Source organism: Mesorhizobium silamurunense (assembly GCF_014843905.1).
Taxonomy (GTDB): domain Bacteria; phylum Pseudomonadota; class Alphaproteobacteria; order Rhizobiales; family Rhizobiaceae; genus Mesorhizobium; species Mesorhizobium silamurunense.
This window is the reverse complement of sequence record NZ_LPVS01000053.1, coordinates 74,085-87,918: the sequence shown is the minus strand read 5'-3', so window position 1 is coordinate 87,918 and position 13,834 is coordinate 74,085. Positions and strand designations below refer to the sequence as shown.

At 60.2% G+C, this 13,834-nt stretch carries 15 protein-coding genes; 7 read left to right on the top strand and 8 right to left on the bottom strand.

Annotation, left to right across the window (positions count from 1 at the left end; translation table 11 throughout):
* Positions 1 to 57: 57 nt before the first annotated feature.
* From AU465_RS14880 to AU465_RS14865, 4 genes are all read left to right on the top strand, one after another.
* A complete protein-coding gene (locus AU465_RS14880) occupies positions 58 to 387 on the top strand; it encodes an ArsR/SmtB family transcription factor (protein WP_192248670.1) in 330 nt (109 codons plus the stop codon).
* A complete protein-coding gene (locus AU465_RS14875) occupies positions 387 to 851 on the top strand; it encodes an SRPBCC domain-containing protein (RefSeq protein WP_192248667.1) in 465 nt (154 codons plus the stop codon). The genes AU465_RS14880 and AU465_RS14875 overlap by 1 nt, the downstream gene beginning before the upstream one ends.
* A gap of 239 nt (positions 852 to 1,090) precedes the next feature.
* The gene (locus AU465_RS14870) at positions 1,091 to 2,929 is read left to right on the top strand and encodes a type II toxin-antitoxin system HipA family toxin (protein WP_192248665.1); all 1,839 of its coding nucleotides are present in this window, start codon (positions 1,091 to 1,093) and stop codon (positions 2,927 to 2,929) included.
* Between the two features lie 154 nt (positions 2,930 to 3,083).
* Positions 3,084 to 3,572, top strand: coding sequence for a recombinase family protein (locus AU465_RS14865; protein WP_312891256.1), 489 nt, complete (start codon positions 3,084 to 3,086; stop codon positions 3,570 to 3,572).
* 194 nt (positions 3,573 to 3,766) lie between these two features.
* On the opposite strand, the gene AU465_RS14860 is transcribed toward AU465_RS14865, so the two are convergent.
* Together AU465_RS14860 and AU465_RS14855 are read right to left on the bottom strand one after the other, a co-directional pair.
* Positions 3,767 to 4,366, bottom strand: a complete 600-nt coding sequence (locus tag AU465_RS14860; protein WP_246506106.1) for an S-adenosylmethionine:tRNA ribosyltransferase-isomerase — start codon at positions 4,364 to 4,366, stop codon at positions 3,767 to 3,769.
* Between the two features lie 78 nt (positions 4,367 to 4,444).
* Positions 4,445 to 5,446 (bottom strand): MBL fold metallo-hydrolase, encoded by a 1,002-nt coding sequence (locus AU465_RS14855; RefSeq protein WP_192248662.1) that lies wholly within the window; start codon positions 5,444 to 5,446, stop codon positions 4,445 to 4,447.
* A gap of 143 nt (positions 5,447 to 5,589) precedes the next feature.
* Between AU465_RS14855 and AU465_RS14850 the strand changes: the two genes are divergently transcribed.
* Entirely contained in the window at positions 5,590 to 5,928 is a 339-nt protein-coding gene (locus AU465_RS14850) for a hypothetical protein (protein ID WP_192248659.1), read from the top strand.
* 216 nt (positions 5,929 to 6,144) lie between these two features.
* Entirely contained in the window at positions 6,145 to 6,441 is a 297-nt protein-coding gene (locus tag AU465_RS14845) for a PfkB family carbohydrate kinase (protein WP_192249195.1), read from the top strand.
* A gap of 430 nt (positions 6,442 to 6,871) precedes the next feature.
* Here the strand turns inward: AU465_RS14845 and AU465_RS14840 are convergent, their stop codons facing one another.
* From AU465_RS14840 to AU465_RS14815, 6 genes are all read right to left on the bottom strand, one after another.
* On the bottom strand, positions 6,872 to 7,933 hold the full coding sequence (locus AU465_RS14840) for an ABC transporter ATP-binding protein (protein WP_192248656.1): 1,062 nt from the start codon (positions 7,931 to 7,933) through the stop codon (positions 6,872 to 6,874).
* 18 nt (positions 7,934 to 7,951) lie between these two features.
* Positions 7,952 to 8,998, bottom strand: a complete 1,047-nt coding sequence (locus tag AU465_RS14835) for an NAD(P)-dependent alcohol dehydrogenase (RefSeq protein WP_192248653.1) — start codon at positions 8,996 to 8,998, stop codon at positions 7,952 to 7,954.
* A gap of 4 nt (positions 8,999 to 9,002) precedes the next feature.
* Entirely contained in the window at positions 9,003 to 9,254 is a 252-nt protein-coding gene (locus tag AU465_RS14830) for a DUF2160 family membrane protein (protein WP_192248651.1), read from the bottom strand.
* Between the two features lie 4 nt (positions 9,255 to 9,258).
* The gene (locus tag AU465_RS14825) at positions 9,259 to 10,095 is read right to left on the bottom strand and encodes a carbohydrate ABC transporter permease (RefSeq protein WP_192248648.1); all 837 of its coding nucleotides are present in this window, start codon (positions 10,093 to 10,095) and stop codon (positions 9,259 to 9,261) included.
* Positions 10,096 to 10,098: 3 nt separating this feature from the next.
* Positions 10,099 to 11,022: a carbohydrate ABC transporter permease gene (locus AU465_RS14820; protein ID WP_192248645.1), complete on the bottom strand. Its 924-nt coding sequence runs from the start codon at positions 11,020 to 11,022 to the stop codon at positions 10,099 to 10,101.
* Positions 11,023 to 11,098: 76 nt separating this feature from the next.
* The gene (locus tag AU465_RS14815; protein WP_246506104.1) at positions 11,099 to 12,550 is read right to left on the bottom strand and encodes an extracellular solute-binding protein; all 1,452 of its coding nucleotides are present in this window, start codon (positions 12,548 to 12,550) and stop codon (positions 11,099 to 11,101) included.
* Between the two features lie 293 nt (positions 12,551 to 12,843).
* Between AU465_RS14815 and AU465_RS14810 the strand changes: the two genes are divergently transcribed.
* Positions 12,844 to 13,731 (top strand): sugar phosphate isomerase/epimerase family protein, encoded by an 888-nt coding sequence (locus AU465_RS14810; protein WP_192248639.1) that lies wholly within the window; start codon positions 12,844 to 12,846, stop codon positions 13,729 to 13,731.
* The last annotated feature ends 103 nt before the right edge of the window (positions 13,732 to 13,834 follow it).

Below are 13,834 nucleotides of genomic sequence, written 5' to 3'. Positions count from 1 at the left end.
ACATAGCCATATAGCTACCTGTCTTGACGGCGCCGCCAGTTCACGTTACATAGCCTAATGGCTACCTTTCATCCTCAACTGCCCGCAATTTTCGCCGCGCTGTCGGATACGACGCGGCTCAAGGTCATCGAGCGCCTGGCAATGGGGCCAGCCTCGATCTCGGAGCTTTCCGCGCCGTTCGAAATGGCAGGCCCATCCTTTCTCAAGCACATGAAGGTGTTGGAGAGCGCCGGGTTGGTCCGGTCGGAAAAAAGGGGCCGGGTGCGTTCGGTCATGCTGATGCCGAATGCGCTGCAATGGGTGGATGAATGGGTCGGCCAGCATCGACGGCAATGGGAGCATCGGCTCGATAACTTGGGATCTTTTCTCGCTCAGGGAGATAATTGATGGACGAGCAGTCACAACACCACCGCGAATTCACGCTCGAACGCCTCTATCCGAATTGCAAGGAGCACGTTTGGGCCGCTTGGAGCATTCGAGAAAAGAAAGCGGCCTGGCTCGGAAGCGAGGGGCTGGAGATGGATTTCTCTCCCGGTGGGGCTGAGCGGAGTAGTTTTCGCAATTTCATGGGCGAGCATACAAACGAAGGTCGCTATTTCGAGATCAAGGAAGGGCAACGCATCGTGCTGGCCTATTCGATGGCGGTGAACGGGCGCGTCCATACAGTTTCGCTGGCGACAATCCTCTTTGAGGATGCAAGCGGCGGAACGCGACTTACCTATACCGAACAGATGTGCGTGATGCCGCCGAGCGACGGAATGGAAGGCCGTCAGCACGGATGGAGCGCATTGCTAGATAGTCTGACTGGTTATCTTGCTTCCGATACCGACAGACCGCGTAGGCATGAATGACGTTGCGGAGAAAACTCGGCCCTGAACGAATAGGCTTCAGAACCTCGCAGCCGCCCCCGGCCCGGCTCTGCGAAAAGAGACCCGGCTAGCAGGCTTTGGCGATAATAGCTCTGTCCGACGTCTTAAATTGCTGTCCTAACTTTCGCGTACATGAAAACCGCGAAAGTTAGGAATGCCTTGAACTCTGGCGCTTTCCGATCTAACTTTCCCGTATGTGAAATACGTGAAAGTTAGGCTCCATGGGCCTTTACCTCGTCGGAGAGACGATCGACAAGACCCGCAGTCACTATCTGGCCGAAACCGGCCGGCTGGTGCAGCTGATGCGCGGCATCTATGTCGACCGGGGCGACGATGTCGAGACGACCGTCCTGCGCCATGCGGTCCGGATCGCCCGCTACCTCTATCCGCACGCGTACCTGTCGGCAGCAACCGCGGTCCTGCTGGGTCCGACCCGCGACGGGCGCCTCTTCATCAGCGGACGCCGCAACCAGCGCACGCGCCTGCGCGGTCTTGAGATCATTCAAAACATTGCCCCCGATCATCCCGCGGTGGCCTCGGCCGTCGTTGGTGATGGCATGGGCGAGTTTCGCGTCGACGTCTCGGCCATCCGTCAGCGCTTTCTCGAAGCCTTCCGCCTGCGCAGTGAACACGCCGCGTCCATCGACGACGCCATGCGCGCGCAGATCGCCGACCGGCTCGTCGAGGAGTACGGCACGCCGCAAGGCGCCGCCGATGCGCTCTGGTCTCTCGCCCGCGAAAACCAGTGGTACCGCGAGGGCGAGCAGGCAGAACGCTACCTGCTCCACTGCCCCGCTGCCGCCCCAGTGCGCAATGAGGCCGCACTCGATCTTACCGTCGCTTGGCACGGTGCGCCGGTCGGCCACCTGACCCATGACGGATTTGAGTGGCGTTGGCGCGCGCAGGACTGGCGCGGCCCACCGCTGATCCGTCAGACCACCCCCGGCCGACTGCCGCCCTTCATCACCGCGTTGCTGCCAGAAGGCTGGCTGGCGTCGGTGCTGAAGAACCGCGATGAACGCGCGCAGCTGAAATCCGGCAAGCGCTACATGTCGAACATTACGATCGTCGACGATCCGCGCGAGCTCGCCGGGTTCCCGGCCGACGTGCTGACAACGCCGCTCGCCCGCTTCAAGACGGACGGTATCTTCACCGGGCGCTATGAAGGACCGGGACGCGGGTCGCTTCAGGACAGCTTTGAGCGCAATCTCGCCGCGATCTTCGCACGCAGCGATACGCCACGGCTCTCCGGCATCCAGATCAAGGCGCCGATGTTCCTTGCGGAGGATGGCGTGCTGCGGCCAAGCACCGGCCTGCCCTTCACACACATCCTGAAGCCCGCGGGCACCAGCGGGTTCGAGATCCTGCCCACAGTCGAGTACCTGTCGCTTACGCTTGGCGCGGCCGCGGGCTTCAACGCCCCCGCCATGGCCCTCGTGCCGATGCCCGACGGCATGCCGCCGGCGCTGATTGTCGAGCGCTTCGACATTCGCCGGGGCGGCAACGACACGCGGATGCTGGCGCTCGAGGATTTCACGTCGGTCCTTGGGGTACCAACGGAGGCTAAGTATGACGGCACGATCGAGCGCGTCGCCCGTTCGCTGCGTTCGCTGTCGACCGCGCCTGAGGAAGACTTGCTGCTCGTACTGCGGCGGGCGGTCTTTGCTTGGCTGATCGCCGACGGCGACATGCACCTCAAGAACCTCGCGCTGCTCAAGATCGCCGAGCCCGGTAGCGAACGCTTTGCCAGCGTGCGCCTGGCGCCGCTCTATGACGCGGTGACGACGCGGGTTTTCCCGCGCCTTGAGCGCGACCGCATAGCTCTCAAGCTAAACGGCAAGGACGACCGGCTACGCCGCGCTGATTTCAAAGCCCTCGCCGCCACGGTGGGAATCAAGGCCAGCGACGCCGACCGCGCCATCGATGCCATAGCCCAGTCCGTCGGCGCCGCGGCCGCGGAGCTGACAGTGCCGCCGCTGATCGCTCGCGGCAGTCCCGCCGCTGAAGCCGCCGCCACGATCCGCCGCCTTGTCGCCGAGCGCTTGGAGAGCCTCGGCTAGACCCTGGCCGCCGGCTCCCGCCTGAAGGCGGAGAAAGACGGCGTACTGATACGCGAGCTGATATTTGACCAGGAGCAGCCTGGCGATATCGAGCTGATCGGCATGGGGTTCGTCGTCTTCTTGGCCTCGAGGGCGGCCGTGACTACCCCGCGCCGTGCGCGCGATCCAGATCCTCAGCAATCTCCTGCCGGAGCTTCGGTCCCTTTGCGAGACGACGACCGCCTGCTCGGCAGGCAAATGGCGCGTCAGACAGGAGAGAATCCCCGCTCCGTCCGGCGGGGATTGGTGTTTCAGCACGATCAACGGTAACCCGAAGCGCGGGAACGGCATCCTCAACAACGAGATCTATGTCGGTAAGATCGTCTGGAACCGGCAGCGCTTCGTGAAGGAACCTGACACAGGCATGCGGCAGGCACGCCCCAACCCCGAGGCCCAATGGGTCATTCAGGAGGCGCCCGAGCTTCGCATCATTGATGACGACCTTTGGCAGGCGGTGAAAGCGCGTCAACAGGAAAACAAGATCGAACGGGACGATCACGGCCGCGCCAATGTGAGTGCGATTAAAAGCCGCCGACGCCCGAAATATCTCTTTTCCGGCCTCACTAAGTGCGCTTGCTGCGGTGGCGGCTATTCAGCGATTTGAGCCACGCTGATCGGCTTCTCGACAGCGCGCAACAAGGGCACTTGCGAAGAGCAACCGGAATTGGCCGAAGCCGCCATTGGTCCTGCAGGAAACGAAGTCCGTCTTTACGTCAAATTCCAACTCCTGGTCCGCCGCAACATAGCTCCGACTTCCTCGCGCACCGAGCGCCCGAAATGCCACCGATCCTGCCGACATCATAGCCACGCCTCGAGTAGAGCCTTCGTCTCGGGCACCTCGGCCCGGTTCTGTTGGCGATGAAGCAGCATGGAATCGCCGAATTCATGCGTGCGGTATCGGTACGCGGCGAAGGCTGCGGAGGCCTTGGCGAGCTGAGCATCGTCGGTAAAGGCGCGCAGGAGCTCGAAATGGCTTTCGCCGGGCTGGTGGACACCGGTGAGAATCGCGTCAACCACCCGAAGCCGCGTGCCCCGCGCGATGCGCCCTGTCGCGATGCCATTTCCTGCACGCGCACTGCCGTCGGGATTGGCGGCTGCCTCAAGCGCACGCACCACGCTCGTGCCGATCGCGATGATGCGGCTGCCACGGAGCTTCGCCCGCGCGAGCTGCATCGCCGTGCGCCCAGGGATGCGGTACGGCTCGTCGAAAGGGAGGCGCGAGTCGAGCGCGGGATCACCGGTGGAAGAAACGCCCGGGGCACGCGTGAGTATTGCGAAGCCGACGTCGCGCCGACGCAAAGCCTGGAGCGTGAGCCAGTCGAGTGCAAAGCCTGCCGATGGCGCCTCGAAGGCGACCGGCCCGGCGGCAATCTTCGTCCAAACATCCCACAGTGCCAACGGGTGGATCAAGCTCGTAGGCGCTTACCTACTCCTACCGTGCACACAACCAGTGTGGGCTCACGAGGGGAACGAGCCTTATCTCGCTGTAACGGAACCTCCGAGAAATGCAGCTTCGAATTCGGCCCGCAGCTCGTCTTCGCGTCCGAGATACCGCGGCGAAAGGTGTATCTGGTGGGCGGAGATCGCGCCGGCTTGCCTGGCGATCGCGCCTGCCTGCGCGGCGGTCAGATGCTTCTTCGCCGCCGCGAGGTCTCGGTCTTCCTCCAGCAATCCGCCTTCGATGAAAAGCTGATCGGCGCCGCGCACCAAGTTACAGAGACGAGTGACGTTCTCCGGACCGAAGGCTAAATCGGTTGCATAGGCGATGCGTTGGCCCGGCGCACAGACCAGCACCTGGTCCCGCAGCAGTTCCCCAAGCGTTACCTTCTTGCCTGCACTCGGCGTGAACTCGGTAGCCGCACCGGCGCCGCGTCGCGCCGCCCGCTTGGCGTTTGCAAGCCAAGGTCCGACAGGAAGATCGAGTTCATCCAGGCGCGACCTGTGCACATTGACCCGCAGCTTTTCCTGGAAGGCGAAGGCCAAGCAAGGAATGCCGTGATCGAGCGTCACGGCTTCGATAGCGAAATCTGGATCATCCAAGGGAATCCGAGTGCTGGAGTTCTGCCAATCTTGCCGCGCGAAAGCCCTGCGCGCCCGGAAGACGGCTGCGGTGGCAAAGCCTTCCTCCGTCCAGTCGGAAGCGAAGATCGTAAAGTCCTGCGACCGGTCGTTGAGGAGGTTCCACGTGTAAGCCCGCAGCTTGGCCTCGACGGCATCCGTCAGTCCGGGCGGGCCGATGATATGGACCTGCTTGTCACGGTAGAGCGACACCCCGAGCAAGCGATCGAACCCGCTGAAGTGGTCCATGTGCATGTGCGACACGAACACGTGCGAAACGCGCAGGATCTCACGTGGCGAAAGCGCCGACAGATCGCCGAGGTCAAAGAGGACTGCCCTACTGCTGAAGCGGAAATCGAGAAGCAGTCCCGGGTCGGAAAACGGCTCATTCACTAAGCGCGGCTGGACGAGAAGAGTCATGATAGGGAAGGCAAGAGTTGCATCCTCCAAAACTCAGGACGCGTGCCGTTCGTTCCGAAGATGAAAGTCGGCGTTCCTCTCAAACGCAAAGAACCGCCCCGATTGATCAGATCGGGGCGGTTATGGATTTATGATGAAAGTGGTTGCGGGGACACGCAGCCACCGATAAGCCGACCCGTGCTGCGCTCCTGGAGGCCGTCTTCAACATCCAGAAGTGGGACAATCCGCTGCTGCTGGATGGGATCAAGCTGAACACCAAAGCCGGCTCCGACGTCTTCCCATCGAAGCCCTGCAGCTCTACCAGTTCGACGGCCAGAAATATGTTCCGGTTGGGAAGCTTCTGGATTTCGAAGGCACGACTGAAGAGTAACAACCGGCCGGAACAGGATAGGTATGAACGCAGCTTCACATATTGGTGGGAAGGCTCGGCAGCAGAGCGTCTTGCGGACGATCCCGAGGCGCTCCGCAACAGGCCTGAGTGAGCGGAACCTGATCTATTTTTCCGGAATTAGCCTTGCAATACTCGCGCCGGCCGACCGCGAATCAGTACTGAATGAGATCGGCCGGGCTCGAGAGGGTGAAACGTCTTTGGTTGAGCACTGAGGAGGCGAGACAGAACATCCTAAGCGCGCTCTGCATTGCGGACATTGCTTTGCCAACTTCAGCGACGAGTGCGAGCTATTCGGTGATTCGCGACTATCGAACGATGCCTGAATGCAGGCGTTTCCGAAATTGTCGTCAAATGTGGCTCCGATCCGGCCCATCTCCACACAGGGAGAATGAGAGTAAAGATACCCGCAGAAATTGTCGATATTCCCCTTGATACCACCGGGGCGGATGATGCGTTTAATGGTGGCTACCTCGCCGCCCGACTGCTTGCTGGCACCGAAGAAAGCGCCGTCAAAAAGGCGCACGCTGCTGCAGCGGCCGCAATTCAAGTTCGGGGTGCCCTTATCGCTTCGGGGATTCCCAAACCTGACTTTCTGAGCTGTTGAGGCGCGGGCTCCTGAGCAGTCCTACATGCTCTGCACCACGATCGTAAGCGTCGCGAGTATCGACCGAGCATTTTTGTGACAGATGAGGTAGAGGCCGATGACGGATTCGGCGATACTCGCTTCTACATTCACGAAGATGTCTACGAATCGTTCATCGTCGGTTTCATGGAACGGAACATAAGGATAATTGCCGGAAAAGGTCTTGAGCGGACGTTCAGATAGGCCCGCTTATCACCAGCCGGCGGCTCTCCATTATGGATGACTTCGTTCAGGACACTGTCGCTAAGGGCGCCCCTCTCGTTCACGGCGGCGAAGGGTTTTAACTGTGATCGGCTATCCGATAACGCGCAAGCCGTCCCCTGCGCACATTTTCGGCCGCAACCCCTTCAATCTTTCACGAGATTTTCGGATTTGCTTATGGCGCCCTGTTTCATATGCGCTGCTCGGTCTTGCGATCGAACAAGTGCACATTTGCTGGATCGATGACGAAGCCGATTTCCTCTCCTGGAGCTGCGGAAATTCGCTCCTTCACGACGGCATCCATCATGTCCTTGCCAGCCTTTGCGAAAATCTGAGTCTCCGCTCCAGTGGGCTCAGTCACAACGACTCTGAGCGGAATACCCTCCGGGCCAACGGAAATATGTTCGGGCCGGACGCCGTAGGTGACTGTCTGGCCATCGGCAGCAGCGGTAGCCGGGACCGGCAGTGCCAGCCCACTGTCGGACACAAACTGCTTGTTTGTCCCGGAGCCTTTGATAGTGCCTTGCACAAAATTCATTGACGGCGACCCGATAAATCCGGCGACGAAGACGTTTTGGGGATTGTCGTACAGATCGAGTGGCGCGCCGATCTGCTCGACCCGGCCGTCACGCATGACGACAATCTTGTCCGCCATGGTCATCGCCTCGATCTGATCGTGCGTCACATAGACGATCGTGGTCTTCAGGCGCTGATGCAGTTCCTTGATCTCGACGCGCATTGTCACACGCAGCTTCGCGTCGAGGTTCGATAGCGGTTCGTCGAACAGAAAGACCTGTGGATCGCGAACGATGGCACGGCCCATGGCGACACGCTGGCGCTGACCGCCGGACAGCTGCTTAGGATAACGGCCCAGGTATTTCGTCAGATCGAGAATCTCCGCCGCCTTGTGGACCTTCTCCTTGATTTCCGCTGGCGAGCGCTTGGCCATCTTCAGCGGGAAGCCGATGTTGTCGAACACGGTCTTGTGCGGATAGAGCGCGTAGGACTGGAAGACCATCGCGATATCGCGATCCTTCGGCGGCATGTCGTTGACGATGCGCCCGCCGATGCTGATCGTGCCGTCGCTGATCTCCTCGAGACCGGCAATCATGCGCAGGAGCGTGGATTTTCCACAGCCCGACGGTCCGACGAGCACGACGAATTCGCCGTCCTCGATATCGACGCCTACACCATGCATGATTTGCACACTGCCGTAGCGCTTGAAGACCTTTTCGATTTTGACATCAGCCACGAACGCGTCTCCCTATGGTCATTGCGGCAGTTCTATCTGCATTTTCACGTCCGCCGGCGGGGCCGACGCGGCAATCTCGAACGCCCGCACGCTGTCCTTGAATTCGAATTTGCGCGTGATCAACGGTTTGACGTCGATCGCGCCGGACGACAGCATCGCTACGCAGCGCGGGAAGACATGCGCGTAGCGGAAGATGTTTTCCACGCGCGCCTCGCGGACCATCGCCGCCCCGGTATCATATGAGATCGGATCCGACTGGCCGCCGATCATGACAACACATCCGCCGGGTGCCAGTGGTTCGAAAACAGTCGAGGCGGCCTTGGGTGAGCCGGACGCCTCGAACAATACGTCCGCGCCCCAACCGTCAGTATCGCGCTTCACGCGTTCAGCAAGGTCGTCCTTGCCCACCTGCACGCCGATGATGGCACGGCTCAAGCTCTCAGCGATCTCAAGCTTCTTTTCGGCCAGGTCGCTCACATAAACGCGCGCGCAGCCGCCAGCCAGGGCGGAGAGTGCGGTTACGAGGCCGATCGGCCCGGCCCCGAGCACGACCGCGATGTCGCCCGGTTTGATACGGGCTTTCGTGGCCGCGTGAACGCCGACCGCAAGCGGCTCGACCATAGCTGCCTCCGCAAAGGACACATTGTCCGGCAGCTTGAAGGTGAACGCTTCGGGATGGACGCAGGTCGGCCGCAGGATTCCGTGGACGGGCGGGGTTGCCCAGAACCGCACGGCCGGGTCGACATTATATTTGCCGAGTCGCGTCGCCCTCGAATTCGGATCAGGGATGCCCGGTTCCATGCAGACACGGTCGCCTTCCCTCAGCGTAGTCACCTCGGGACCCACCTCGAGGACCGTGCCGGAGGCCTCGTGGCCGAGGATCATCGGCTCCCTGACAACGAAGGGGCCGATCTTGCCGTGGGTATAATAATGGACGTCGGAGCCGCAGATACCGACCGTGTGCAACTTGATGCGCACGTCGCGCGGGCCGAGCTTTTCCTCACGCTCAATCGGAAAATCGCGGAGCGAGAGATTCAGTTTTTCCTCGAGAACAAGCGCATCCATGTGATCAGCCCTTTGCGATGATGAACGCTGCCAGAGCCAGTGCGATCACGTTGGAGATCCAGATCGACAAGCCCAAGGGTTCGATGAATCGGAACCATAGAAGCGACATCGCCACCCAGATGACGACGGAGATGAAGAGCCGATCGAACCAGTTCGTTTCGATCGGCAGAAAGCCGCTCTTTTCCGCTATCGGCGGAGCATTCGCATCGTCGAGGATGTCGATCGGCTTGTCGATGTTTTCCATTTTGCTGGCCATGAGATCACCCTTTGACGGCGCCGAATGTCAGGCCGGCCACAATGTGCCGTTGCACGACTGAAAAGACGATCAGCGCTGGGATCAGCGTGAAGATCGAGATCGCCGCCATGATGCCCCAGGCGGTCCCGGTCGTCGTGACATACTCCGACAGGCCGGTCGTCAGCGTACGCGCGTTGAAGTTCGTCAGAGTGGCCGCCAGCAAGTATTCATTCCAGGCGAAGACCCAGGTGAGGATCAACGTGACCGCAAGGCCGGGACGGCAGAGCGGAAAGACGACCTCGGTGATCACCTTCCACGGACTTGCACCGTCGACAAAGGCGGCTTCATCGAGCTCTTTCGGAATGCCGTCCACGGTCGGCCGCAGCGTCCAGATCGCAAAGGGCAAGTTGAACGTGCAGTAGACTAGGATCATGCCGATCCGTGTATCGAGCAGCGTGAACCCCTCGATTCTGTAGACTTTGGTCAGCAAGAGGAAGAGTGGCAGCAGGAACACCGCCGGCGGCGCCATTCGGTTGGTGATCGTCCAGAAGAAGATACTCTCCTTGCCACTCAGATTGAAGCGCGACAGCGCGTAGCAGGCAAAGAAGCCGAACGTCGTGGTCAGGATCGCGTTACCCGACGATATAAGCAGCGAGTTCATCATGTATCCCCTCAAGGTGGGATTGCCGATGACCTCAGTGTAGTTCTGCCAGTCGACATGCTGCAGGATCACGCTGGGTGTCGAAAACAGTTCGAACGACGGCGTCACCGAGATGACGAACAGCCAATAGATCGGGAACAGCGTCAGGAAGCTGATGAGGACCCAGAAGAAAACATAGGGCCAGGGCGTCTTCTTTTTCATGGGTCAGCCCTTCCTGGGTTTACGCGGCGCGAGCATGCCCGTGTAGAGCAGCCAGCAGGCCACAATCGTGAGATAGAGGACGACGACCGAAATCGCCGACCCGTAGCCGTAGTTCGTTCGCGGAAACACCTCCCGGAAGATGTGCACGCCGATGTAGCGGGTGGCCGAGCCCGGGCCGCCACCTGTCAGCATGAGCACCTCGTCCACGATGCGCAGAGCATCCATAAGGCGAATGAAGACGGTGGCCATCACGGCGGGGGCAATCATCGGCAGGGTAATGTGCCAAAAGATCTGCCACTTGCCCGCCCCGTCGATCTGAGCCTGCTCGAACGGGTCGGGCGGCAGCGAAACCAGCGCGGCGATCAGGGTCAAGGTCACCAGAGGCGTCCAGTGCCAAACGTCCATGATGATGGTGATGATGAAGGCGGCGGCGGCGCTCTGGCCGATGTTCAAGTCGAAACCGACGCTTGACTGGAGCAGATGCGGGATGATGCCGATGGATGGTGTCGTCATCAGCTTCCAGATCGAGCCGACGATGATTGGCGCGATGATCAGCGGCAAGGTGTGAATGGTGCGGAAGAAGGCCTTGCCCGGGAAGTCCGACATGAAGGCCTGCGCAAGCAGGTAGCCGACGATGACCTCGGTCAGGACGGCGAAGAACACGAAGGCGACGGTCACGCCGAGCGAGGCCAGGAACGCGCCGTCGAAGACGATCTGCCGGAAGTTTCCGGCGCCGTTGTAGATCATGTACGGATTGGCGGCGAAGGGGTTCCACTGGTGGAACGAGACATAAACCACGTAGAGGAACGGCAGGACACCGAAGAAGAACAGGACGACTATGGTCGGAGCCAGCAGTATCCAGCCAAACGTGTTGGATTTCACTTCCCATCCTCCCCTTGCGATCAACCTGTCCGGCACCTGTCGCATGCTACCATGTCCCGTGACGGGTTGGGCCGCCGCCTCGCGAGGGCGGCGGCCCGCTCGACTACCGGGAGGATGTAGCTTACTTGCGGTAGCCGAGGGAGGTCAGTTCCTCTTCGGCCTTGGCCGCCATCTTGTCGAGACCTTCGTCAGGCCCGATCTTGCCGGTCAGGATGTCGTAGAAGATCGGCGCCGTGGCTTCGCGGACCTGGGCGTGGAACGGATAGGGCGGAGCGCCGGCAAAGAGTTTGCCCTCGTCCTTCAGCATCGTATAGAAGCCGCCGAGCTTGACATCCATGTCCTTGACCTCAGGAGCATCGAAGGTCGCGGTGTTTGTGATCCGCGGCGCAGCGACCGCCCAACCGGGCTGCACCTCGTCCTGGCCGATATATTCAAGGAACAGCAGCGCCGCTTCGTGATTCTTCGAGGTGACCGGAAGACCGAAGGCGCCGCCGTCGTAATAGCCGACGTAGCCCTTGCCCGACTTGGCGTCATCCATCACCCCCGGCGAAAGCGGCGGCAGGGCGAAACCGACCTGGCCTGTAACCTTTGACTTCGAAGTGTCCGTCTCGATCCAGGCGGCGTTCTCACCATAGACCAGACCCTGAGCAGCACGACCGGCGGCGAAGGTCGTGGCAACCTCGCTCCAGGTCGATTGCGCCGATTCCGGCGGAGCGATGTCGCGCAAGTGCAACCACCATTTCAGGGCAGCCTTGGCTTTGTCGCTGTTCATTGCGCCGCCATGCTCGACGGTGGCCGCGTAGTTCTTGCTCGCGTCGATACCCCAGCTGTAGACACCAAAGGTTGGCGCGACCGACTCGAAGAACTCATACCATGAAGCCGCATGACCGGTGTGGGCTTGCGCGGTCGAGCCCCAGAGTTGCAGATTGTGGTCCTTGCCCCATTTGGTGAAGAAGTCGGCGATTTCGGTGTATTCCTCATGGGTCGTGGCCGGCTTCAGGTCATGCCCGGTCTGCTTCTTGAATGCGGCCTTGATCTCCGGGTCGTTGAACAGGTCCTTGCGATAGCAGTAGACCTTCAGGAACGCCTCCATCGGCACGCCATAGAGGTCGCCATCCTGCTTGAAATAGTTGGCGAAGCTGGTGAATTTGGCATCGTCATAGGTCGACGCCTTGAGTTCAGGCTTGTCCTTCAGCGCCTTCGTGATGTCGGTCAGAAAGTTCCGCGCCAGGTATGAGTAGATGATGTCCTGCTCGATATAGACCACGTCGTAGATGCCGGTGCCGGCTTCCATATCCTTGATGGCCTTGTCGTACATCTGGTCCCATGAGGTGGTTTCGATGTCGACCTTTATGCCCGTCTTCTTCTCGAATTCGGGCGCGAGAACGTCCTTGATGTAATTTGACGGCGGCGTGCTTTCAGTGACGCCATGCAGGACGACGCCCTTGTAGGGTTCGGCTGCCTTTGCCCAGAAGTCGTCATTACCGGCTGCCAGCGCGGTTCCCGACATCAGCGCGACCGCAAGAACAGTCACGCCGAGCTTCACTCGAACGTTCATCTGCATTCCTCCCAAACAACGAGCGGCCCAATGCCGCCGACTGCCTTTTCCCTAGAACAAAAAACTAATTCGCGCAACGTTTGTTGTGTAAGGCTGCATATTATTTTTGCTGCAACTGCGAAGAGAAAAATTTTTGACGCCAATTTTCTCCCTCGTATCTGCATGATTCTAAAAGGTTTTTTTCGACGCGGCGATTCTGATGACGATGCGGAAAGCTACGGAGTCCTCTTGCGTCGATGTCAAAATTGGAGCATTTGACTCCCAGTTTGTATCTTCATCATGCAAATATGATTTGAGGAGGGGAACCAATGCGGCGTCTCGGTATCCATTCGTTTGTTTGGACAAACGGCCAGACCCAGGAAGGCCTCGAAATGGCGCTCGACAAGACGGCGGAGCATGGCTTTCGCCTGATCGAATTCGCCTACCTGCGCCCCGAAAAATTCGACCTTGATCGCTTAGCCAAAAAGGCCAAGGCACTGGATGTCGAGGTCGTCGTCACGATGGGCCTGCCCGCAGACGCGGACGTCTCAAGCGAAGACAAGGCCGTGGTCGCCAAGGGAACATTGATGCTGTCCGACGCTGTCAAGGCGGTCCGCGACATTGGCGGAATCCGCTTGGGCGGCATCCTGTATTCGAAGCACGGCAAATACGACCGGATGCCGACACGCGGTGGCTGGATGAACAGTGCCGAAGCCGTTGCCGCGACCGCAAACGTAGCGAAGGACTGTGGCGTGCAAATCGTTCTCGAAGTGGTCAATCGCTTCGAATCCAACCTGCTGAACACGGCCGCGCAGGGTCTGAAATTCATCAAGGATACCGGTCGCGACGACGTTTTCCTGCATCTCGACACGTTCCACATGAACATCGAGGAGGCCAGCCCGGCCGGCGCCCTCCGCATGGCCGGCGAGAAGGTGGCCTATTTCCACTTCAACGAAAACTACCGTGGCTATCTCGGCACCGGCACGATCGACTTTCCGAGCATCTTTTCCGCGCTGGTCGATATCGGCTTTCACAACCGCGATATCACCTTCGAAAGCTTCTCAAGCGCCATCGTCGATGAAGCGCTGTCACGCGTCTGTGCTATCTGGCGCGATACCTGGGATGACAACAATCCGCTCGCCGCGCACGCCCGGGCTTTCATCGAAAGCCATTGGGCGGAGGCCGTGCGCCGGGCCGAGATCAACAAGGCTGCCTGAGGGGTCAAGGACTGTGGGCCGGTCGCGACCCGCGCCGCCGGGATCGAAGAGGATGGGAGGATGGAACAGGAATAGCCAATGCCGACGAACGAGGCACCGGTGT

Coding starts and splice junctions, on each gene's coding strand:
- AU465_RS14880 (WP_192248670.1), top strand. CDS start 58: ATGGCTACCTTTCATCCTCAACTGCCCGCAATTTTCGCCGCGCTGTCG.
- AU465_RS14875 (WP_192248667.1), top strand. CDS start 387: ATGGACGAGCAGTCACAACACCACCGCGAATTCACGCTCGAACGCCTC.
- AU465_RS14870 (WP_192248665.1), top strand. CDS start 1,091: ATGGGCCTTTACCTCGTCGGAGAGACGATCGACAAGACCCGCAGTCAC.
- AU465_RS14855 (WP_192248662.1), bottom strand. CDS start 5,446: ATGACTCTTCTCGTCCAGCCGCGCTTAGTGAATGAGCCGTTTTCCGAC.
- AU465_RS14835 (WP_192248653.1), bottom strand. CDS start 8,998: ATGGATGCGCTTGTTCTCGAGGAAAAACTGAATCTCTCGCTCCGCGAT.
- AU465_RS14830 (WP_192248651.1), bottom strand. CDS start 9,254: ATGGCCAGCAAAATGGAAAACATCGACAAGCCGATCGACATCCTCGAC.
- AU465_RS14825 (WP_192248648.1), bottom strand. CDS start 10,095: ATGAAAAAGAAGACGCCCTGGCCCTATGTTTTCTTCTGGGTCCTCATC.
- AU465_RS14820 (WP_192248645.1), bottom strand. CDS start 11,022: ATGCGACAGGTGCCGGACAGGTTGATCGCAAGGGGAGGATGGGAAGTG.
- AU465_RS14810 (WP_192248639.1), top strand. CDS start 12,844: ATGCGGCGTCTCGGTATCCATTCGTTTGTTTGGACAAACGGCCAGACC.